The following is a 22,636-nucleotide window of genomic DNA, read 5'->3' as shown; positions in this document are numbered from 1 at the left end:
GGTCGGTGCCAAATCTTAAAGGAACCCTTCAGTTAATGCTGAGGGGTTTTCTTGTTTACGGCCATTCTGGAGACCAAAGCTGAAAGACCAAAGACCAAAGACGGATCAAGCAGAAAGCTTAAAGACTAAAGCAGAAAGCGGGATAAAGCTTTAGTCTTTGGTCTTTTTGCTTTAGGCTTTTTTTAAACCATTAAGCAGTTAAGGTAATTAAGGTTATTTGCACTAATGCAATAATAGTATTGTTCTTAATGCCCTAAATCTCTTAATGATAAAATGAAACGGTTGAAAGACCAAAGCTTAAAGACTAATGCAGGATACAAAGCTTTAGTCTTTGGTCTTTTGGCTTTAAGCTTTCAATAATAGCCCTGATGGCAGTGGAAATCCCTTTTGGCTTGAACAGGTACATCAAAGCTTGCATAAGGCCTCCAAAAGGATTGCAACGTACAGCAGGACGGAACCTTTACTACCTGCACTGGCTTTGCGCTTCAAAAAAATAACTGCATTAGTCTTTCACCTTTAAGCTTTATAACCATTAAGGAATTAAGGTAATTAAGGTTGCTTTGCACTAAACCAATATGTTTTTTCTTAACGCCCTTAATCCCTTAATGATAAAAGGAAAGAGCATGAATGCTGGCCTTGGCTTTGTGCTACTGAAGTAGAAATAACGATGAATTAAGCTTTAGCTTCTTCTTTAACTGCTAACTGACCGCAAGCAGCATCAATATCTTTACCACGACTACGGCGAATATTGGTATTGATTCCCTGGCTTTTTAAGTAATTTGAAAAAGCATCTATCTTATCGCCTTCGGCATTGGTGAATGCAGCGAAAGAAATAGGGTTATACTCAATCAGGTTAACTTTACAAGGGATGTGTTTACAGAACTTAGCCAAGTCCATGGCATCAGCAATTTCATCGTTAAAATGATTAAAAACAATATACTCGTAAGTAACCGGATTTTTGGTTTTGGCAAAATAGTATTTCAAGGCCTCTGCAAGCGATTTCAGTGAGTTAGCCTCATTGATTGGCATAATTTCGTTACGCTTCTCATCGTTAGCGGCGTGTAATGATAGTGCCAGATTGAATTTAGCGCCGTCATCGCCCAGTTTCTTAATCATTTTAGCAATACCCGCTGTAGAAACGGTAATGCGCTTATAGCTCATATTTAAGCCATCTGGTGCAGTTATGCGCTCAATAGATTTTAATACATTGGAATAGTTTAAAAGGGGCTCTCCCATACCCATATATACGATATTGGTAAGCGGATGGTTATAGTTATCTTTAGCCTGCTTATCAATCAATACCACCTGATCGTAAATTTCGTCTGCGTTTAAGTTGCGCTTACGGTCCATATAGCCGGTTGCACAAAATTTACAGGTTAAACTGCAGCCAACTTGTGAGCTAACACAGGCTGTCATCCGGTCGTCTAAAGGAATTAAAACACCTTCTACAATGTTGCCATCGGTAAGCTTAAAAGTGTTTTTAATGGTTTGATCGTTACTAAACTGAGAGTTGTTAACCTGCACAGCATTAATGGTAAAAGTATCGTCTAAAACTTTTCTTAAGTCTTTAGAAAGATTGCTCATTTGCTCGAAACTCGTTGCCGATTTTTCCCATAGCCATTGGTAAATCTGTTTAGCCCTGAATGCAGGCTGTTTCATTGCAGTAAGATGTTGTTGCAATTGTGGCAGATCTAACGCACGAATATCGGTTTTTTTTGCTGTTACCATTTGCTGCAAAGGTACTTAAAAAAGCTGGAAGCTAGAAGTATTGTATCTGCAACGACCTATAAATGAACAAATTTTACATTAATACGCAGCAAGAAATAATTCTGATAAGGCCAGATAAGCACATAAGGGAACATAATACTTTTGATCGTATCTGGCAAATACTGTGTGGTTTATCTTCCTGAAAATACCCACATACCGAAAATCGCCAACAGTCCTGGTCAGAAAAATAACTGCGATGCCGTAGCGTAGATAATGGGGTACATCAATTTCGAAATGAAAGTTATGAGCAAAAGTAATGGCAGCAAAAGCAAGTAAACCCAGGGCTACAACGAATGTTTCGGCTTTGCCAGGATTAAAAATTCGCTGATGTTCTGCTGTAGTCGGTAAAGCGGCATCAATGCCCCATTTACCTCCTGCCATCCAGTAAAAGTGAACACCTGCCAGAAAAAGAAAGATAGTGGTATTGAGGTAGATGATACTGTTCATTAGCGCCCGCGTTTGCGTGAATGTGATTTATCTGTTGATTTCGGTTTTGAAGACCGGGTATTTCTGTTACCTGAGTTACTTTTAGCAGTATTTTTTGATCCACCTTGTGAAGCATATTTTTTACCTGCTGGTTTTGGTTTAAACTGCTTTTTAGGTTGTTCTTCGCGAAGCTCCGGAATTTCCTCCCAGGCATTTGGTTTTTTCTTTGGGGTGCTTTTAGCTTTTGGTTTGGCCTCCGAAGATGAATTTTCAATGCTTTTGGTAATGCTTTTCATTTCCTCTTCGGTAAGCTCCCTGAATTCGCCTGTTGGGATCCCCTTCAGGTTAATGTTCATAATCCGCGTACGTTCTAATTTGGTAACTTCATAACCAAAATGTTCGCACATTCGGCGGATTTGTCGGTTTAATCCCTGAATAAGAATAATATTGAATACAAAGGTACTGATTTGCCTTACCTTGCATTTGCGGGTATTTACGCCTAAAATGGGTACGCCATTGCTCATCTCGAAAATAAAATCTTCGGTAATGGGTTTGTTTACCGTAACGATGTATTCTTTTTCGTGCTTATTTCCTGCACGCAAAATCTTATTTACGATATCGCCATTGTTGGTCAGGAAAATTAGCCCTGATGAATCTTTATCCAGGCGGCCAATAGGGAAAATCCTTTCGCTGTAGTTTACATAATCTACAATATTATCGCGTACACCGCTTTCTGTTGTACTGGTAATGCCTACGGGTTTGTTGAAAGCCAAAAGCACAAAACTGCTTTCTTCTTTGGGTTCGATATTGTGGCCATTAACCATCACTTTATCACCCGCAAAAACCTGATCGCCAACTTTAGCTCTTTTCCCGTTAATAAAAACCGTTCCTTTCTCAATGTAACGGTCTGCTTCGCGGCGCGAGCATAATCCGCTTTCGCTGATGAATTTATTTAAACGGGTGGCAGAGTTGTTGTTCATGCTGCAATTTTACGCAAATAAATTGTGTTATTCATTGGATAGGTTGGCAACAAATTGCTTGAGCGTTGCTTCAATGGCCGATAAAGTTGTTGAATCGGTAATACTTGCTTCGGGATTAATTTTAGCTTTAGCGAAGGGTACCAGTAAAGGAAAAACTCTAGCCTCGATAACAGTTAATACATCGATGAGTGATTGGTATGCTTTTTCACCTTGCGAGGAGGCCACAATAGACAAAACAGGTTTTCTGGAAAATGAAGCCGAACTTACTGTCCAGTCTAATACATTTTTTAAGCTGCCAGGCAGGCCCATGGCATACTCAGGGGTACAAATTAAAATTCCATCGGCTAGGCTGATATTTTTGCGGAGCTGTACAACGGATTGAGGTGCATCATCAGTATCTAAATCAGGGTTAAAATGCGGAAGATCTGCTATGGAACTGAGCGTAACTACTTCGTATTCATGCCTCAGAAGTTTAGTAATGGCTGCAATATAAAGCAGGTTGGTAGATGATGCTTTTGTACTACCGCAAATGGCAAAGATTTTCTTCATGGCTAAAATTAGCAAAGCAGAAATGTAATACAAATATGCGCAGGTAATACAACCGTCATTTCAAAAGGACAGAGAAATGCACCAAATCTGTTGCTATTGAAATGACGGTTATACGAGAGAGTTACTTAAAAGTTCTGATCATCGGCACTCGGGCCATAGCTGCCAGGTACCGGGATGTTTAATAATCTGAAATAAACGCCCAATTGAGCACGGTGGTGTGCGGTTTGACTAAGTGAATGGCGAATGGTTTCGTATTTGGTGTAGTCGGCCAGAATCTGATCACCGTTTCTCAGTATCCATTTTTCGCTTAACAATCCTTCATTGGCTTTCTCCAGTTCTGCTTTTCCACCAGCATAGCTTTCTTCTAGTAATTTCAATAAATCATCGGTAGTTTCGATGTGCTTTTCCTCGTATGGTGCAGCGGCAAAATCAAGCCCGTCCGTGGTAAGTGCCAGGGAAACCCAACTAGGTAACTCGGCAATATGGCTGGCCAACGATTTCATTTTCATGCTTTTTTCGTGCGGAGCCCAATCAAATTTATCAACTGGTACCAGGGCCAGAAATTTTTTAGTGGTGTTAAATTCAGCCGCTAACTCTTTCAATAATGCTTTAATAATGTCCATATTTTTTTGTTTTTTCTGCTGTGTGTAAATCCATCAGTAATAAATCGGCGATGCTCATGATTTTGATGTTTGTTTAAGCAAAGAAAACAGTGGCGACTGACAACCCTATGGCAGTGTAAAAAAAATATTTTAATAATTTACCGGTAGGAGGTGCATATAGTCGTTTAAAGGCATGTGTGAAGCTTTTCTGAATGAAATGCCCAGGTTTTTAATGCAGATAATCCGGGTGAGGTTAAAGTCGCGATATTCGTTCCGGTAATGACACCAGGCAATTAAATGCCAGCTGAAAGCATAAAAAATTAAGCCAATTGGTTCTACCTCCCGCTTGCTTACTTCCTCCTTGTTATTTTTATAATCGAGGGCGATAATGTGTTTTTCGGCAATGGCTTGTTGAATGAGCGATAAATATTCGAAATTAAAGTTAAGTCTTTCGGGGATCTGAAGCTTAATGTGCTGGTTCATGGTTTCGAGCTTTTCTTTCTGATTGCTTTTGAGCACCGATTTAACTTTGGTAAGTGCAGTAGAATAATGCGCTCGGATGGAATGATCGGCAAAGCCGTTTACCAGACTCTCTACCAAAAGCAATGCATTGGCTTCTTCCATATTAAAAGAAACAGGAGGTAGAAAATAGCCCTGTACCAAATAATAGCCTTTGTGCTGCTCGAAACTTACCGGAATACCCTGCTCGCCCAGGGCTTTAATATCGCGGTAAACCGTGCGGATACTCATATCAAAGCGTTCAGCAATTTTTTCGGCAGTAATGTATTTTTTAGATTGAAGGAGGGTTAATATGCCGAAAAGGCGATCGATACGGTTCATGTTTTTGTTTGATTAGGCGATTTATAAAATTAAAGTTTTTTGAGCAGATTTCTTGTGGTACGTTATTTGTAAACAATAAAAAGATATCAATTTACCTCTTAAACCATTATATAGGTGTTGGGGATATAATCTGAATTAGATGGCGGCCGTTATTCAAAAACGTTTTTTCCGGGCAGTAAAAAGTAAAGTAATTATAGGCTTCTTATTGGCCTGTTTTGCCTTGTTGATGGCATGGGGCATTAGTAAATTTGCCTTTACCCGTATGTTGGATACGGTAGAAGAAATTTCGGCACCCAACGACCGCCTGCGAATTGTGAATGATCTTTCGCATAAAATTGCCAGGCTCGATCAGCTGCAGCGCGATGAGGCATTTAATAAGCAAGGCAATTATAGTTTTTTAAAAGAATCGCGTAAATTAAGATCAAGCCTGGATACCCTGCGGAAATTATACCGTGGCGATTCGGCCCAGCTGGTGAGAATAAAATCGATCAAAAACCTGCTTTCCGATCGTGATAAGCAATTTATAAATTACCTGAAAGTGCGCGAAACGCTGGTAAATACCAAGTCGTTTTCGGAAGAAGTGAAGAAACTTAACGAACTGGTAGCTACACGCACCAGGCAAACGGATAGTGCAATATTAACAACCGAAACCACCACTTCTACCACTACTGTTGCTCCTGAAGAAGATAAGAAATCGCGTAATTTTTTTGCCAAACTTTTCGGGAAGAAAAAATCAGAAGCCTACAAGATTATTAACGAAGAATTTAAAGTTAAACGTGATACTTTAAATGCTAAGGCTGAGGATAGCATTATGAAAAGCATGACCGGTTCGTTAAAAAATATCGAACAGGAACAGCGACAGAAAAGCCAGAAGTTTTTAAAACGAGAGGCTGACTTGTCCAATGCCAGTAACGCATTAACCGCACAAATGCTACAGATTTTACGCGAAGTAGAAGGCGAAGCGGTAGCGCAGGTTGATTTAAATGGTATACAGGCAAAAGAAGTGGTGAACGATGGGATTACGCAAATTACCATCATTATCCTTGCATTTTTTCTGCTTACCGTTATTTTGCTCTATTTAATTCTGGCCGATATTACCCGAAGTAATAAATACCGTAGAGCATTGGAGCAAGCCAAAGATGAAGCCGAATACCACGGAAAAGCCAAGCAACGATTCCTTTCGAATATGAGCCACGAAATCCGGACTCCCCTCCAATCTATACTGGGTTATGCCGAACTCATTACCCAACAGGATGTTCCGAAGAAAAAGGATGTCGATGCCATTTATCAATCATCCATCCATTTGCTGCAGATTGTTAACGAGGTATTGGACTATAACCGCATCATCTCGGGCGAATTCCGTTTCAATCATCAGGTGTTCGATATTAAAAAAGTTTTGGACGAAGTGGTTTCGGTGATGCGCCCGTTGGCTGAGCAGAAATCTTTGCAACTAAATGTCGATCTAGGTCTCGATCACCTCGAATCGGTAAAGGGGGATGCTTTCAGGTTAAAACAGATTTTATTTAATCTATTGGGTAATGCAGTGAAATTTACGCTTAAAGGCGAAATTAAATTAGCGGTTTCTTATAAAAAACAAGGCAACGACCTGCATTTCCATTTTATCATAAAGGATACAGGAATTGGTTTTGAAGAAAAAGACCGGGCAAAGATTTTTAACGAGTTTGAACAAATTGAATCGCCAGAAAAATACATCATCAATCAGGCAGGCACGGGTTTGGGCTTACCTATTGTTAAATCGTTAATCGAAACCCAGGGTGGAAGGATTTATGTAAAGAGCAAACCGGGTGCAGGTACTACGTTTAACATTTACCTTAAATACGAATATACGGATGAGCGCGCTCAAAATGAACTGGATTTAGAGCATTACGCTATTGTAAACCCTGGAACTGTATGGGTAATTGACGATGATAAACTGATTTTGGAACTTTGCGGAATAATTTTCGAAAAGAACAATATTGCTTTCAGAAGTTTTAGCCAGATAGCAGATATTTTGCAGGCTACACCCGAGAATGATTTGAAATATGTATTGATGGATATGCGCATGCCTGAAATGACAGGTTTTGAGCTTTGCCATTTGCTAAGGAAAAAACTACCCGAATCAGTTAAATTTTACGCCATAACCGCACAGGTTTTGCCCGAAGAACGTGAAATGGTTTTAAGCGAGGGTTTTGACGGGTTGATTATGAAACCTTTCAGAGCAGCGGATATTTTATCTATTTTTGAGAAAACAGCGATTTTAGCCGAGCAACCAGAGTTTGATTTCTCCACAATAGAAAAAATGACTTTTGGCGATCAGCAGATGCTGGAAAAAATACTGAACCGGTTTAAGCAAGATTCTATTGATGATGCAGCCGAGTTAAAGCTTCACCTGCAAAAAAATGATCAGGATAACAGCAGACTGATTGTGCATCGCCTTGCAGGCCGAACCGGACAATTGGGTGCTAAAACCTTAGCCAATGCACTCAGACTCCTGGAAATTGATATTGCCAAAAACGGGTTAACGGATGTTGTTAAGTCTGATGTTTCCCTGCAAATTAAGAAGCTGGAAGGCTTAATTGCGGTGATGGAAGAAATGAATTATTCGGGTTCTATGTAAAATTCTAAAATAAGGTTGAATTGGAAAATTAAAACGGAATGACTTCCCATAAAACTTTATGGCGAAATATTTTAGAACTTACTTGGAATTTTCAAGTTTGCTAAAATCAAGTAGATCGTTCACCGTTATATCTAGTGCCTTTGCAATCAGTACAAGGTTGTAAGCTGTAGGGTTGGCTCCCTGTATTTCATAATTATTAACAATTTGTTTATCCTTAAAACCTATCCTTAAAGCTAAGGAGGCTTGGGTTAAACCTAATTCCACTCTTCTTTGTTTTATACGCTTTGCCAAAGAAACTTTAAAATCTTTAACGTCCAAATTTTCCATTTGGCAAGCTGTTAATATAAAAAAAATAATAAGTCAATATTTATGTTGACTTTTTGGGTATTTTTTTTATATTTGATTATATAATTGTGTATTAATAAGAGTCTTGTAGCTGCTTTTTCTGACCCCGCTAGTGCAAGACAGCAGATTAATACTCACGTCTATTTAAAGATGTGCTATATTAGCACGTCCGAATAGATGTGAGGCTGCTGTAAATCCATGTTAGCTTAAGGGGTCAGAACTTTTATAGCGGCCGTGGTTTGCAGCCTCACATGTATTGCATCCATTATGCAGGACTCGTATAACCCATACGAGTATGATTTTAAAATCAAAACATTTTTTCAATTGCCTCATTTCGGTGGTAATCTGTGCGCCTGAATAGTTTTAATTTGAGGAGGTAATTTCTATTGGACGATTTTAGGCAAGTTGTTTAATAGCCCTCCCGCATTAATTTCTTTACTTTTCGATATTGAGTCGATTAGTCATCGAAAAACGATAAAAACCATCGCACTGGCATTGTTATGCCTTTTTTGCAAGGATAGGCAGGCTGGTTTAAAGGCTAGATCTTGAGCATCCATCTAAATATTGGATGCGTTCATATTTGAAGACAGGCTCAAAAATGTACACGATCAAACCTTATAGTCTGCCACGACGGAAAACGCATCATATCTAAATTAAATATATTCATCATGGAATACGCGCAATCAAACTCAAATCGTAACATAAATTTCATCAGGTTTAAGCAAGGGAATGAGAAAGGGCTTGAATTTTTCTACAAACTTTTATATCGCCCTATATATTACTATGGTTTTAAATATATAAAGGATGATGTTAATGCGGATTGTATTGTAAATGAAGCTTTCCTAAGGCTTTGGTTATGCAGAGAAAATATAACCTGTCCGGAACATATTGAAACTTTTGTCAGAAAATTGACTTCTGAGGGCTGCAGGGCGTACTTTAAAACATCTTGCAACAGATTCCACCGCAATATGCTTCGACTAGACGAAATTGAAAACTACCAGGAATTTATTGCAGGTCATGATCCTTTCCAAGAGGATGAAGGTGAGTTTGTTTATCATCAAGCACCGGGAGAAGAGGAAATAAAACAATGGGAGCAGATAAAAGCGGTAATTCCTAACCTGAGTCAGGACCAGCAGCTTTTTATCAGGCTCTGCATCAAGTATTCGTTTGATTACGGCCAGATGGCCTGGCATATTGGAGGAATTTCTGATTATCAGGTTGCAAGAAGAGTGGAACGGACGCTCGAGTGCTTAAAGGCAGTAATCACCGATTCGCAAAAACTTGATCAAATTGAAAAAACAAGCAGATTCAGGTTTGAAGGAGATGTGAGCGAAGAGCAGTATAAGATCCTTCAAATGCGTTATGAGCTTCAGTATAGTTTTACAGAGATTGCGGAGGCCTTAAACCTCAATCAGGGATACATCCAGCAGGCTTTCGCTGCTGCTTCATTGAGAATAAGGAAAATAAAAATCAGGTGATATGGAAAATAGTACTACGGTTGTTACCCGCAAAATACAGTTAGTAATCGATTCCGAAGATCGGGAGGTGGTCAAACACGCGATTGATCAATTGTATAACTGGCAATGGATCTGTTTCAGGGCAGCGAATATGATCATGAGCCATCATTTCGTACAGGAAAGGGTGAAGGATTTCTTTTATTTAACGGAGGATATCAAGTTAAAGATAGCTGATGAGAAAAAAGAGGCGAACGGTATTTTGAAATCCTCACGCCAGAATACCACCTACCGTTTGCTCTCCAATCATTTCAAAGGGCAGATCCCTGCAAATATTTTGAGCAACCTCAACAATACGCTAATATCCAATTTCAATAAAGAAAAGGATGCTTATTGGAAAGGCGAAAAATCACTAAGGAACTATAAACGTAATATCCCGTTGCCCTTTGGTGCAGAGGTAATCTCCAAACTAACCCGGGCAGTTGACAATAAAAATTTCACTTTCAGGCTTTTTCAGATCCCTTTTAGAACTTACCTTGGAAAGGACAGGTCGGATAAGAAGGCCATGTTTGATAAGGTTATAAGTGGTGCATTGAAGCTTTGTGCCAGCCATATCCAATTGGACAAAGGAAAAATATTTCTATTGGCTGCAATACGGATTGAGAAGGAGCACCATGTACTCGACCCGACTATAATAGCCGAAGCCTCCCTATCGATAGAACATCCGGTAACTGTTAAGGTCGGTAGCCAGGAATATGCTATAGGGAATAAGGAGGAATTTCTCCACCGAAGGCTTGCCATACAGTCGGCGGTAAATAGGGTCAAAAAAGCAGTTCATTTTAACAGCGGTGGCCATGGAAGAAAGAAGAAAATGAAATGTGTAGAGGATTATCGGCATATGGAAAGGCGGTATGTGGAACAAAAACTGCATGTTTACAGCAAGATGCTGATCGATTTTTGTCTTAAAAACCAGGCCGCAACTCTGCTTTTGGTCAACCAGCAGGAAAAAGAGGAAATAGCCAGGGAGGATCATTATCTGTTGCAGAATTGGAGCTATTACAGTTTAAAGGCAAAGATTAGCTATAAGGCAGCTAAAGCAGGTATACAAGTGATTGTTGAATAAGAAAAAAAGAGGTTTTTTGCAGAACCGTAGGGTGAGGTATTATCCTCATCGAGCTGAAAAATCAAGCAATGCAATGGCGGACTTCATGTAAGCATGTAAAAAGCAAAAACGTAAATAGTATGGTGAACATTTTTAGGATATAAGATGCTACCAGTACAGCCTTAGGGAGAGTATATTTTTAATACTCATTGAGTTTTTCTTGTTTGAGTGTAAGACCAGAATGGCGCGCAGTATAACTCATTTGAAATGAAGATTACTCAATGCCGTATCGCTCCATCTTGGCATACAATGTTTTACGATCAATGTTTAACATTTTTGCTGCCTTTGATTTGTTGTGTTTTACCTTAATTAAGGTTTCAGTTATGAGTGTTTTCTCATTCTGCTCATTTACAGCTTTTAAATCAGAAGAATTTCCGGGCTGTGTTTGCTGATGAACAGCAATCATCATTTCATCGGGCAATGCCTCTACCTGTGCTACATCGCCCGGGCTCAACAAAACCATACGCTTAATTACATTACTGAGCTCGCGTAGGTTACCAGGCCAATCGTATTGCAATAAGAGTGATTTTGCCTCAGCCGAAACACTCTTCACATTCCGTTCCAGATCGCGGTTAGCCAATTGTATAAAATGATTGATGAATAACTCTAAATCTCCCCCGCGCTCGCGCAATGGTGGAAGCTGGATTTTAAATTCGTTTAGGCGGTGGTATAAATCTTCGCGAAACTCGCCTTGCTGTATGCTGTTTGCCAGGTCGTCGTTTGTTGCGGTAACAATGCGTACATTAACCGGAATCTGTTTGGTGCTACCGAGCGGTTGGATAACCCTTTCCTGCAAAGCCCTGAGAAGTTTAATCTGTACTTCGTAGCTCAGGTTACCCACCTCATCTAAAAATAAGGTTCCGCCATTTGCAGCTTCAAATTGTCCTTTTTTATCATTTAATGCGCCTGTAAAAGCACCTTTAACATGCCCGAACAATTCGCTCGCAGCCAAATCTTTAGATAATGCGCCACAATCTATGGCCACAAAAGGTTTATCGGCACGTTTGCTCTGCTGGTGCAAAGTTCTGGCGGCGAATTCTTTACCGGTTCCACTTTCACCCTGTATAATAACCGACATATCGGTAGGCGCTACCAGGTTAATGTGACCGTATAATTTATCGGCAATGGCACTTTTGCCTTTAATAAAATCGCTGTTTACTTCTTTAGGCTCACTACTTTTTAAATCTTTTTTAGCAAGAGAATTTTTAATCACCATTAAAAGCTCATCGGGATTAACCGGCTTCGTGATGTAATCGAAAGCACCTAACTGAATTGATTTTACGGCGGTACGCACATCGTTAAAGCTGGTCATAACAATTACCGGAATAGAAAGACCCCGGTCGCGTAGGTGCTCTAATACTTCAAAACCTGTTCCGTCAGGAAGGCGGTAATCGATTAAGAGTAGTTCAAATTCGCTGTTTTCGAGCTGTTTAAAAGATTGTTTTACATGGGTTACGAGTGTAACTGCATGACCGTTTTTTGTTAAAAAACCTTCAAGTAATTGAGCAAAAGTAGTATCGTCTTCTAAAATCAGGATTCTCGCCATGTAACAAAAATAAGAAAAGCCGGACATAATCCGGCTTTCTTATACTAGGTAGATGTAATATTTGGGTTTTTATTGTACGGGTTTACCGTCTTTGTCAATTTTTACAGAACCAGTTTCTGCTTCTTTTTTAACATTGATCAGATAGTACTCTTTGGTTCCTTCTTTTACTGACCAAGCTTCGGTAGCAGTCCATCCTTTGTAAGCATCAGATTTTAATGCTGTTTTAACTGGCTCAGGTAACTCTTCTAGTTTAACCGGAGTTTTTACTGCGCTATCTTGAACTGCAACAATTGCAGCATTTTTCATTGTATTTACTTCACTTGCCTGTACTGCTGAGAATCCTGCAAAAGCTAAGAACGCAGCTGATAAAATTAATTTTTTCATCTTGTTTTTAATTTTAAGGTGATGCGTAGCGCTGAGGCTACGCTTATGTTAATTATGCCTGAACGGCGTTTATACAAATTTTAATTATTGAACGGGTTTACCGTCTTTGTCAATTTTCACAGAACCAGTTTCTGCTTCTTTTTTAACATTGATTAAGTAATACTCTTTGGCACCTTCTTTTACTGACCAAGCTTCGGTAGCAGTCCATCCTTTGTAAGCATCAGATTTTAATGCTGTTGTAACTGGCTCAGGTAATTCTTCTAATTTAACCGGAGTTTTTACGGCGCTATCTTGAACTGCTACAATTGCAGTGGGTTTTAAATCTTTAACTTCACTTGCTTTTACGGTTGAGAATCCTGCTAATGCTAATACTGTTGCTGCTAATACGAACTTTTTCATAGTATGATTTTTTAAATTTTAATTTGTGTAACAATACTTGCTAAGGTTTCATAATGGTGCCAAAACTGGCACGACTAATTAACGTGTTGGTTATGATTGTGTTGTGTTTTTACGTGGTATTGCTGATTGGGGAGTTCCTCCACATATTGGGGAGAATAACTACACAAAAAGTCAACTTTTGCAGTTAAACAATAAATGTGTGTGGTAAGCCGGCCAGCTTTCAGGTATTTTTTATTTATTTTTTTAAAAAGAAATTTTTTTTCTATCATTGCAGCCCGATTAAAAGCCTCCTTAGCTCAGCTGGTAGAGCAACTGACTTGTAATCAGTAGGTCATTGGTTCGATTCCGATAGGAGGCTCTTTTTCTTTCCCATTCCCATTCTATTTTCCCTTAAATATTTTGATGCCTTGCTTTAATCAGCTTAATTTGCAGGTATGCTTAAATACTTTTCTGCCGATTGGATTTTCCCCGTAAGTAGTTCGCCGGTTAAAAATGGCGTGGTTGCAGTAAATGACTCTGGTGAAATACAACAGATATTAACTGCCGGTGAGGCCAAAAACTTTGATGTTACGCATTATAAAGGTGCAATTGTTCCCGGTTTTATTAATACGCATTGTCATTTGGAGCTTTCGCACATGTTGGGGCAAATTCCAGAAAAGACTGGTCTGGTAGAATTTGTACAGCATATTATTAAGAACAGGCAGAGCGAAGCCAGCCAGATTGATTTAGCGATGCAAAATGCTGATCAGCAAATGTTCGATAGCGGGATTGTTGCTGTTGGTGATATTGCTAACCAGATTGCTTCTAAAAAAGTAAAAGAAAAAAGTAAGATCCATTATCACACCTTTATAGAGGCTTTGGGCTTTAACCCTGAACGTGCAGCTGCCATAATGGATTACTTGAAGGAAATTAAGCAGGGTTTTGAACCCCTGCCTGCATCTATCGTTCCTCATGCGCCTTACACGGTTTCGCCTCAACTATTCGAATTAATTAAGCAGGAAGCCGAAAAGGCAAATGCTTTTATCAGTGTACACAATCAGGAAACTGTCGACGAAAATGCTTTTTTCGAAGGCAAAACTGGTGGATTTCTAAAGCTTTATGAGTTTTTAGGGATGGATATCTCTTTTTTTGAACCAACACACAAAACTTCGTTAAAAACCTGGCTACCTTATATTAAGGAACAAAAAACGCTACTGGTACACAATACGGTTACAAGTAAGTCGGATATTGAATTTGCTAAACAAAGCAATCCAAATTTATACTGGTGCTTATGTCCACAGGCCAATTTATATATAGAGAATACATTGCCCGATGTTGATCTGCTTATGGAAGAGGGGGTAAAAATTACTTTGGGTACCGATAGTTTGGCCAGCAATCATCAGTTGAGTATTTTGGCTGAAATGATCACCCTTCAGCAGCACAAAAAGGTAGGCTTTGAACAGCTTTTACAATGGGGCACCATTAACGGAGCCGAGTTTCTCGGATTGGATAAACAGTTGGGTTCAATAGCAATTGGTAAAACACCGGGCTTAAATCTTATTCAGTTGGGAGAAGATTTTGTGATTGAAAGTGACCGGATAACAAAAATAATCTAAAGGATGAATCCAATCTGTAAACTTTTTAATATTAAATATCCCATTATTCAGGCGGGTATGGTATGGTGTAGTGGCTGGAAACTGGCTTCGGCGGTATCAAATGCAGGTGGTTTAGGCATTATTGGTGCAGGCTCTATGTATCCCGAAGTGTTGCGAACCCATATCCAAAAATGCAAAAACGCTACCGATAAACCTTTTGGGGTTAATATTCCACTGCTTTATCCCAATATTCAGGAGATTATTGATATCGTAATTGAAGAAGAAGTAAAAATTGTTTTTTCTTCGGCTGGTAATCCGGCTACCTGGACTAAAACTTTAAAGGAAAGGGGCATTATTGTGGTGCATGTTATTGCCAATACCAAATTTGCGTTAAAAGCAGAAGAAGCCGGGGTAGATGCGATTGTGGCTGAAGGCTTCGAAGCTGGTGGACATAATGGGCGTGAGGAAACCACTACTTTATGTTTAATCCCAATGATTAAAGCAGCAGTTAATATTCCGGTAATTGCCGCAGGTGGCATTGGTAGTGGCCAGGCCATGCTGGCTACTTTTGCTTTAGGAGCTGATGCTGTTCAGGTAGGCTCGGCCTTTGCCGTAGCCGAAGAATCGTCGGCGCACCCGGAATTTAAACACAAAATTATAGCAGCGGCTGAAGGCGATACCAAACTGGCGATGAAAAAACTGGTTCCGGTAAGATTATTGAAAAATGAATTTGCCGATGCCATATCGATAGCAGAAGCCGAAGGGGCAGATAGGTCGCGTTTAATGGAACTTTTGGGCAGGGCAAAGGCAAAGCTGGGCATGTTTGAAGGAGACATGAAAAATGGCGAACTCGAAATTGGTCAGGTTTCGGCTATGCTGAAAGAAATTAGACCGGCTAAAGCCATTTTGGAAGAAATCTGGTCGGATTTTAAATTAGCAGTACAAAAAATTGACCATTTACAAGGTGAATTAGATTTATAAACTTAATGGCACATGACGGTTTCAACCTTACAACATTTAAACTTTAGAACGCCTGAGGCTAACGATAAACAATTGGTTTACTAACTTTGCAACTAAAACATTTCAACTTTACAACAATAAATGAAACACCTCAATATAATAGTAACAGGTAAAGTGCAGGGCGTTGGTTTTAGGGAAACCACCAAAATTATCGCCAACCAAATGATGGTAAATGGCTTTGTACGAAACGAAAAGGATGGCTCAGTATATATCGAAGCGGAAGGTGAGGAAATTTTTCTCGAAGAATTTGTAAACTGGTGCCACGAAGGGCCTGATCGCTCTCGTGTGGAAAATGTTGCGGTAAGCGAAGCCGAAGTGAAAAACTATCGTAATTTTGAAGTTTTAAGGAAATAAATTGCCGAATTGTTCGATTGCTTTATTGTTCCGGTAAGGAGCTAATTTCAATGCGCAATGCCCAAATCTCAATATTAAATGTCTGTATATAAAAAGTTTGCCGGACAAACGCTTATTTATGGTTTAAGTACCATCTTTTCGCGCTTATTCAATTTTATCCTCACCCCCATTTATACCAGGGTTTACCCAACAAGTGTGTACGGGATATTTACCAAAATGTTCAGTTATGTTTCCATTATCAACCCAATTTTGGCATTTGGGATGGAAACTACCTATTTCCGGTATCTGAATAAGCATGAAGATAAAAAACAGGAAGTATATAACAACAGCTTTTTGGTTATTGCTTTTATTTCTACTCTTTTCTTAATAACCGGATTAGTTTTTTCAGATTATTTTGCCCGTTTTACCTTAAATGGAAGCATTTCGGAACTTGCTAATCAAAAATTGTATGTGCAATACTTTATATGGATCTTATTTGTAGATGCCATTAGTGTAATTCCGTTTGCCAAACTCAGGGCTGATGGAAAACCATTTCGCTATAGCCTCATTAAGTTTTTAAATATTGGCGTATTTGTGGGTTTCAACCTGATTTTCATTTTTGTTATCCCCTGGTTAATTAAAAATGATATTGGAAGTGGCTGGCTGGCTTCATGGTATAAAGGACGTTGGGTTGGCTATGTGTTTATTTCCAATTTAATTGCGAGCATTGTTACCTTCGTTATGCTTTTTCCTCAATTTTTAGAAATTGAATTTAAGTTTAACAAGGCCTTATTTGGTAATATGTTTGGTTACAGCTGGCCTGTTTTGGTTGCCAACCTGTCTTTTATCATCAACGAAAACCTCGATAAAATTTTATTGAGTAAATACCTGCCCACCAATATAGCCGATCACGACATTGGTATTTATGGTGCAGTTTGTAAACTGGCTATTTTCATCAGTATTTTCAATACCGCATTCAGACTCGGGGCTGAACCTTTCTTTTTTAGTCATGCTAAAAATGCCAATGCAAAACAAACTTATGCAACCATCCTGTACTATTTTGTGCTGGCCTTATCTATCCTGTTTGTTGGTTTAACTGCAAACATCGAAATCATTAAACATTTTATTTCAGATAAATATTGGGTCGGTCTTACCGCTGTTCCGTACCTGTTATTTGGATACGTTTGCCTGGGTATATATATGAATTTATCTGTTTGGTACCGTTTGTCGGATCAAACACGTTTCGGTTTATATATTTCGCTGGTAGGTGCGGTATTTACCATTATAATGAATATCATTTTGATTCCAAAGTACAGTTATATGGGCTCGGCCTGGGTATCGATGTTTGCTTACCTGATTATTATGGTTATTTCTTACGTATTGGGACAAAAGCACTACCCTATTCCTTATAATTTAAAGCGAATGGTTGCCTACCTTGTGGTTTCTATATTTTTAGTTTACCTTTCCTTTTGGGTATTTAAACAAAATATTTACTTCGGTAACGGATTGTTGATCATCTTTTTACTCGGCATGTTTTATTTCGAAAAAAATAATTTATTAAAGCTTTTAAAGAAGTAATCAGGTCTCTCTGGTAATTGTCTAAAATCTTACATCTGTCAAAATGGAAATCAAAATTATCAATAAATCAGGGCATGCGCTGCCACAATACGAAACTGCACATGCCGCAGGCATGGATTTGCGTGCAGCAATAACCGAAGAAATTACACTTAAACCTTTGCAGCGCTTATTGGTGCCAACCGGACTGTTTATCGAGTTGCCCATTGGCTACGAAGCACAGATTAGGCCGAGAAGCGGACTGGCTTATAAACATGGCATTAGTATTGTGAATGCTCCCGGTACAATTGATGCTGATTACCGTGGTGAGATCAAAGTTTTATTGGTAAATTTATCCGATACAGATTTTAAAATTGTTAATGGCGACAGGATTGCGCAAATGGTTGTTGCAAAACACGAAACGATAACCTGGCAGCCGGTTGATGTACTTGGCAAAACCGATAGGGGCGAAGGTGGTTACGGACATACCGGGAAATAGTTTGGAGTTGGCAGTTTTCAGTTGGGAGTTTGGCGTTAATTTTTGGATGATATGAAGTACAAAATGCATTTTCTTCTCGGGCTTGCTTTTACTGGTTTCCAGGCTTTTGGTCAGGAAACGGTTATGCCAGCTACGAACCGCGACAGCAATATGGTAAAACAGTTGTTCTTTGCCGGTCTGCGCGAAAAAATGTCTGAAAATTATGCAGTGGCTTCAACCAATTTTAACAAGATTGTAAGTTTAGATCCCAATAACCATGCGGCCTATTTCGAACTGGCTAATGCCAATTTGCGTTTAGATAAACTTACTGAAGCAGAACAAAATATTAAGCAGGCGCTAAAAATAAATCAGGATAACCTCTGGTACTGGCGTTTATTAGGTGAGGTGTATAAACGCAACAATAAAATGCCTGAGCTTGTTGAGGTGTTTAATCAACTCATTCGCCTCGATCCGCAAAACGATGCCTATTATTTTGATAAAGCTAATGCCCAGTTTTTAGCCAACCAGCTCGATGCGGCTAAGAAAACCTATAACGAAATTGAAGCGAAATTTGGCGAATCGAAAGAGTTACTGGTAGCCAAAAGAAGGATGGACCAAAACGGGAGCACCAAAGAAAGCGATATTGTTAAGTTGCTGGAAGGTAACCAGGCCGATGTAAAAAACTATCTGTATGCCGCAGGTTTGCTCCTGCAAAAAGGCAACGACCCCGAAGCTTTAAAGGTACTGGTAAAGGCACAACAGCTGGAACCTCAAAATTTTGAAGTGAATTTAGGCCTGGCCGATATTTACCGCAAGCAGAAAAACGATGAAGCGGCATTTGCTTCCTTAAAAATGGCTTTCGAAAGTGCCGAAATGCCAATAAACGAGAAAATAAAAATCATTGCAGCCCTTTTTCCAAAACTCAGCCAGCCTGTTGTGGCTAAAAATGTAACCGAACTGAGTAAATTGGTTGCAGAGAAAAACCCTTCTGACGCAAAAGCTTTGGCGCTCTATGCCGATGTGCTGTATCAGCAAAACAGCTTAAAAGAAGCATTAACGCAATATCAGGCCGCGCTTAAACTGAACGAACAAGTCTACGCAGTCTGGGAGCAGATTATTAATATCCATACCTTATTGGGGCACTATGATGAAGCAGTAAAAGTTGGTGATGAGGCTTTAACTATTTATCCAAATCAGGCCAGTTTATATTACTACATGGCTTATGCCCTTTTTAAAACCGGTAAATTCGATTCGGCTTTAAGTAATTTGAAAACATCGTTGCAGCTGGATGTGGAGAATAAAAGTTTGCAGGCACAGGTTTATGCCCTGCAAGGCGATATTTATATCAACCAGAATAATTTTACACAGGCCAAAACAGCATTTGAAAAGGCTATTGCAGTCGAGCCCGACAATTACCTCATCATGAACAATTATGCCTACTATCTGGCTTTAAGGAATGATGATTTAAACAAAGCGGCTAAATATGCAGAAACTGCGGCCAATGCCATGCCCAATAACTCGTCGATTACCGATACTTATGCTTTTATCTTGTTTAAGCAGCAAAAATACGATCTGGCCAAAACCTGGATTGAAAAGGCGTTACAAAACAATAGCAGCAAGAACGGTGTTTATCTGGAGCGTTATGGCGATATCCTGTTTATGAAGGGTGAAAAAGATGCTGCATTAATTCAATGGCAAAAAGCAAAAGAAGCTGGAAACAGCTCTGAAGTATTAAATAAGAAAATAAATGAGAAGAAATATTTTAAATAGCCTGTTTGTATTAGGTACTGTAGTTTTTGTTTCGGCATGTAAGCCCAAGAAAGAAATTGTAGTTGCACCGCCAACCAAAACAGAAACCAAAGTTGATAATTCTAAAGCCGAGGCCTTAACTTTATTAAACAGTAAACAACTTAAATTTAATACGCTTTCGCTTAAGGCAAAAGCCACGCTCGATATTGCCGGCGATGCCAATGATGTGACCATGAATTTCAAAATGAAAGACAAGGAAACCATTTGGGTAAGCATTACGGCATTAGGTGGAATGGCCGAGGTAGCCAGGGCTTTAATTACGCCTGATAGCATTAAAATTATGAACCGGATGAAAAGCGAATACCTGAAAAAGCCTTTCAGTTACATTTATAATTTTACCAATAAACAGGTTAATTTTAACACCCTGCAAGCCATTTTAACCGGTAATGCCATGGGCGAATTTTTAACCGACCAATCGGATGTTAAGCAGGAAAATGGCGCCTGGGTAGTTTCTGGCAGCAAACAATCGCTCGATTATAAGTTACTTTTCAATACGCTTTTTAAAGTAGCCGAAACTAATTTAAATGATTCGCAAAACGGACAGGCCTTAAAAGTAACGTATACCGATTACCAGAAATTAAACGAATATTTATTTCCAAGCACTTTGCAAATCAAAACCTTATCAAAAGCAAAGCGGATAAACATCGACATGCAGTTTGTTAAAATTGATGGCAATGTTCCGGTCGATTTTCCGTTTAGTGTACCAAAGAGATTTACTGTAGTAAAGTAATTACCCAACAAAATAATCCATTCTGGTTTTCAAGTTCACCTGGTGCATGAAGATTAGGTGAAGACAGTTCTGTTATAAGTAATTATGAGCTGAGTATCTCAATTTTAATATTTTTTACTCCAAAATTTTTATACTTTTGGCTTAATGAAGCTACACAAATATCTATTTATCCTTTTTTTAAGCGTGCTTACCCTTTCGGCGGTAGCACAAACTGAAAGCCAACTTAGAAGGAAAAAAGAAGCTATACAGCGCGAAATTGAACAACTTCAGAAAAATTTGAACAAAGCTGCCAGTGGTAAAAAGCTTACCATACAGCAGATTAACACCATCAATGCCCAGATTCGGTTGCGCCAGGATAAGATTGGTACCATCAATTCTGAAATAAAAAATCTGGATAACCAAATCTCTCAGAACACCAATACCGTACATACTTTACAAGGTCAGCTAGGCGATCTTAAAAAAGAGTATGCCGGCATGATCCGTTTTGCACAGCGTAACAGAAATGCTTACGATAAGATGATGTTTATTTTTGCAGCTAAAGATTTTAACCAAGCTTATAAGCGGATAAAATATTTGCAGCAGTTTAGTCAGTACCGTAAAAAACAGGCCGGTTATATTGAAAATACACAGCAAGATCTGAACGGTAAAATTAAAGTGTTGGATAAAACTTTAAGGGAAAAAAGTGAGCTGTTAAAAGAACAGGAAAAAGAGCGTGAGCGTTTGGGGAAAGATAAAAGCGAGCAATCTGTGGTGCTTAATAAACTAAGCAAGCAAGAAAAGCAGTTTAAACAAGATATTAGCACCCGTGTAAAACAACAGGCGCAGATTGATAAAGCCATTCGTTTGGCTATTCAACGTGCTATTGAAGAAGCAAGAAGAAAAGCAGCCGAAGAAGCACGTATAGCGGCAGCGAAGGCCGCGGCAGAGGCTAAGGCAGCTGCAGCAAAAGCAAGAGCAGAAAACAAACCTGTTCCGGCAGCACCAGCAGCAGCAAAAGAAAAGAATGCTAACGAACTGCTTACCAGCGATGCCGGATCGGCAAAACTGGCTGCAGGATTTGAAAATAACAGAGGGCGTTTACCTTACCCCGTTTCGGGCACCATTACTGAACATTTTGGTGTACACAAGGTAGATCAGGCCACAATGAATAATGAAGGGGTAAATATTACCGCTTCGGAAGGTGCTGCAGTAAGGGCCGTGTTTGATGGCGAGGTTTTAGGCGTAAGTCTTATTTATGGTAAATATGTGGTGATATTAATGCATGGTAACTATTTTACCATATACCAAAACCTTAAATCTGCCAGCGTAAGTAAAGGCGATAAAGTAAGTACCCGCCAAACCATAGGGGTGTTGGCCAATACAGGAGATATTGCAGAACTGCATTTTGAAATTATGAGAGGCCAGACAAAACTAAACCCCGAGGCCTGGATTAGTAAATAAACTGAAGACAAGTTAAAATGTCTATATTTGTATAAATTATATTAGTGATGTATCAAGGCACGTTATTAGAGTTTTTAAACATGGGTGGATCGGAGATCATACTCATTTTAGTGGTAGTTCTTTTGTTATTTGGAGGTAAAAAATTACCCGAACTGGCTAGAGGATTAGGGAAAGGGATCAGAGAGTTCAAAGATGCCTCAGATGGTGTGAAGCGCGAAATCCACAGAAATATTAACGCCATGGATCTGGATAAAGAAGAAGCGGAAGAAACAGCAGTAAACCATAGTCAACGTCATCACCCAACTGAAGAAGCACCGGTAGATGAAAAGGTAGAAGCACAAACAGCGCACACACCTGAAAGTAAACCTGTTGACGAAAAAAATGTTAGCGACAATCAAAAAGTTTAATCAAAAAATATTATGTTAAATACAACAATAGCAGCAATGCTTGGAACACCAGAAATTATCATTATTGCGGTAGTGGTATTGTTATTATTTGGTGGTAAAAAAATTCCTGAACTGATGAGAGGTTTAGGCAAAGGTGTTAAAGAATTTAAAGATGGTAAAGATGGCGTTGATGGCGATCAGGTAGATCCATCTAACCGCGATAAGACTGTTTAATTGCAAT

23 protein-coding genes and 1 tRNA gene are annotated in these 22,636 nt (G+C 39.2%); 14 read left to right on the top strand and 10 right to left on the bottom strand.

What is annotated here, in order from left to right; all coding sequences use genetic code 11:
• Positions 1-672 precede the first annotated feature (672 nt).
• The 6 genes from rlmN to OC25_RS22925 all read right to left on the bottom strand — a co-directional run bounded on the left by rlmN (position 673) and on the right by OC25_RS22925 (position 5,164).
• The gene (gene rlmN / locus OC25_RS22950; protein WP_039481318.1) at positions 673-1,728 is read right to left on the bottom strand and encodes a dual-specificity RNA methyltransferase RlmN; all 1,056 of its coding nucleotides are present in this window, start codon (positions 1,726-1,728) and stop codon (positions 673-675) included.
• A 78-nt stretch (positions 1,729-1,806) separates the two neighbouring features.
• Positions 1,807-2,214: a DUF3995 domain-containing protein gene (locus OC25_RS22945; protein ID WP_039481315.1), complete on the bottom strand. Its 408-nt coding sequence runs from the start codon at positions 2,212-2,214 to the stop codon at positions 1,807-1,809.
• Positions 2,214-3,173 carry a 23S rRNA pseudouridine(2604) synthase RluF gene (rluF, locus tag OC25_RS22940; protein WP_039481312.1) on the bottom strand — a complete coding sequence of 320 codons (960 nt, stop codon included), beginning with the start codon at positions 3,171-3,173 and terminating at the stop codon, positions 2,214-2,216. The genes OC25_RS22945 and rluF overlap by 1 nt, the downstream gene beginning before the upstream one ends.
• Positions 3,174-3,200: 27 nt before the next feature.
• A complete protein-coding gene (locus tag OC25_RS22935; RefSeq protein WP_039481342.1) occupies positions 3,201-3,722 on the bottom strand; it encodes an NADPH-dependent FMN reductase in 522 nt (173 codons plus the stop codon).
• Between the two features lie 125 nt (positions 3,723-3,847).
• Positions 3,848-4,345, bottom strand: coding sequence for a DinB family protein (locus OC25_RS22930; RefSeq protein WP_039481309.1), 498 nt, complete (start codon positions 4,343-4,345; stop codon positions 3,848-3,850).
• 129 nt (positions 4,346-4,474) lie between these two features.
• Positions 4,475-5,164 carry a helix-turn-helix transcriptional regulator gene (locus tag OC25_RS22925; protein ID WP_039481305.1) on the bottom strand — a complete coding sequence of 230 codons (690 nt, stop codon included), beginning with the start codon at positions 5,162-5,164 and terminating at the stop codon, positions 4,475-4,477.
• A gap of 139 nt (positions 5,165-5,303) precedes the next feature.
• Here OC25_RS22925 and OC25_RS22920 point away from each other — a divergent pair, with 139 nt between their 5' ends.
• Positions 5,304-7,781: a hybrid sensor histidine kinase/response regulator gene (locus OC25_RS22920; protein ID WP_039481302.1), complete on the top strand. Its 2,478-nt coding sequence runs from the start codon at positions 5,304-5,306 to the stop codon at positions 7,779-7,781.
• A 78-nt stretch (positions 7,782-7,859) separates the two neighbouring features.
• On the opposite strand, the gene OC25_RS22915 is transcribed toward OC25_RS22920, so the two are convergent.
• Positions 7,860-8,108 carry a helix-turn-helix domain-containing protein gene (locus tag OC25_RS22915; RefSeq protein WP_039481298.1) on the bottom strand — a complete coding sequence of 83 codons (249 nt, stop codon included), beginning with the start codon at positions 8,106-8,108 and terminating at the stop codon, positions 7,860-7,862.
• Between the two features lie 686 nt (positions 8,109-8,794).
• Between OC25_RS22915 and OC25_RS22910 the strand changes: the two genes are divergently transcribed.
• Positions 8,795-9,604, top strand: a complete 810-nt coding sequence (locus OC25_RS22910) for a hypothetical protein (protein ID WP_039481294.1) — start codon at positions 8,795-8,797, stop codon at positions 9,602-9,604.
• A 1-nt stretch (position 9,605) separates the two neighbouring features.
• Entirely contained in the window at positions 9,606-10,703 is a 1,098-nt protein-coding gene (locus OC25_RS22905) for a hypothetical protein (RefSeq protein WP_039481290.1), read from the top strand.
• A gap of 253 nt (positions 10,704-10,956) precedes the next feature.
• On the opposite strand, the gene OC25_RS22900 is transcribed toward OC25_RS22905, so the two are convergent.
• The 3 genes from OC25_RS22900 to OC25_RS22890 form a co-directional block, all read right to left on the bottom strand.
• Positions 10,957-12,288: a sigma-54-dependent transcriptional regulator gene (locus tag OC25_RS22900; RefSeq protein ID WP_039481287.1), complete on the bottom strand. Its 1,332-nt coding sequence runs from the start codon at positions 12,286-12,288 to the stop codon at positions 10,957-10,959.
• A gap of 69 nt (positions 12,289-12,357) precedes the next feature.
• Entirely contained in the window at positions 12,358-12,672 is a 315-nt protein-coding gene (locus OC25_RS22895; RefSeq protein WP_039481283.1) for a hypothetical protein, read from the bottom strand.
• Positions 12,673-12,756: 84 nt separating this feature from the next.
• Positions 12,757-13,071 (bottom strand): hypothetical protein, encoded by a 315-nt coding sequence (locus OC25_RS22890; protein WP_039481280.1) that lies wholly within the window; start codon positions 13,069-13,071, stop codon positions 12,757-12,759.
• A 285-nt stretch (positions 13,072-13,356) separates the two neighbouring features.
• Here OC25_RS22890 and OC25_RS22880 point away from each other — a divergent pair.
• The 11 genes from OC25_RS22880 to OC25_RS22830 all read left to right on the top strand — a co-directional run bounded on the left by OC25_RS22880 (position 13,357) and on the right by OC25_RS22830 (position 22,629).
• Positions 13,357-13,429 (top strand) — tRNA-Thr (locus tag OC25_RS22880).
• Between the two features lie 76 nt (positions 13,430-13,505).
• Positions 13,506-14,666 carry an amidohydrolase family protein gene (locus tag OC25_RS22875; protein ID WP_039481275.1) on the top strand — a complete coding sequence of 387 codons (1,161 nt, stop codon included), beginning with the start codon at positions 13,506-13,508 and terminating at the stop codon, positions 14,664-14,666.
• Between the two features lie 3 nt (positions 14,667-14,669).
• Positions 14,670-15,626, top strand: coding sequence for an NAD(P)H-dependent flavin oxidoreductase (locus tag OC25_RS22870; protein ID WP_039481272.1), 957 nt, complete (start codon positions 14,670-14,672; stop codon positions 15,624-15,626).
• Between the two features lie 120 nt (positions 15,627-15,746).
• Positions 15,747-16,019 carry an acylphosphatase gene (locus OC25_RS22865; RefSeq protein WP_039481267.1) on the top strand — a complete coding sequence of 91 codons (273 nt, stop codon included), beginning with the start codon at positions 15,747-15,749 and terminating at the stop codon, positions 16,017-16,019.
• 78 nt (positions 16,020-16,097) lie between these two features.
• Entirely contained in the window at positions 16,098-17,576 is a 1,479-nt protein-coding gene (locus tag OC25_RS22860) for a lipopolysaccharide biosynthesis protein (RefSeq protein WP_082018694.1), read from the top strand.
• Positions 17,577-17,619: 43 nt separating this feature from the next.
• Entirely contained in the window at positions 17,620-18,051 is a 432-nt protein-coding gene (gene dut / locus OC25_RS22855) for a dUTP diphosphatase (RefSeq protein ID WP_039481262.1), read from the top strand.
• Positions 18,052-18,102: 51 nt separating this feature from the next.
• Positions 18,103-19,800 carry a tetratricopeptide repeat protein gene (locus OC25_RS22850; protein WP_039481259.1) on the top strand — a complete coding sequence of 566 codons (1,698 nt, stop codon included), beginning with the start codon at positions 18,103-18,105 and terminating at the stop codon, positions 19,798-19,800.
• Positions 19,778-20,569, top strand: a complete 792-nt coding sequence (lolB1, locus tag OC25_RS22845; protein ID WP_039481256.1) for a lipoprotein insertase outer membrane protein LolB1 — start codon at positions 19,778-19,780, stop codon at positions 20,567-20,569. The genes OC25_RS22850 and lolB1 overlap by 23 nt, the downstream gene beginning before the upstream one ends.
• Before the next feature lie 144 nt (positions 20,570-20,713).
• Entirely contained in the window at positions 20,714-22,009 is a 1,296-nt protein-coding gene (locus OC25_RS22840) for a murein hydrolase activator EnvC family protein (protein WP_039481253.1), read from the top strand.
• Between the two features lie 47 nt (positions 22,010-22,056).
• A complete protein-coding gene (locus OC25_RS22835) occupies positions 22,057-22,416 on the top strand; it encodes a Sec-independent protein translocase subunit TatA/TatB (RefSeq protein WP_039481250.1) in 360 nt (119 codons plus the stop codon).
• A 12-nt stretch (positions 22,417-22,428) separates the two neighbouring features.
• A complete protein-coding gene (locus tag OC25_RS22830) occupies positions 22,429-22,629 on the top strand; it encodes a Sec-independent protein translocase subunit TatA/TatB (RefSeq protein WP_029986031.1) in 201 nt (66 codons plus the stop codon).
• Positions 22,630-22,636 lie beyond the last annotated feature (7 nt).

The sequence above is a fragment of the Pedobacter kyungheensis genome (assembly GCF_000812965.1).
Lineage (GTDB): Bacteria > Bacteroidota > Bacteroidia > Sphingobacteriales > Sphingobacteriaceae > Pedobacter > Pedobacter kyungheensis.
This window is presented reverse-complemented; position numbering and strand designations above follow the sequence as displayed.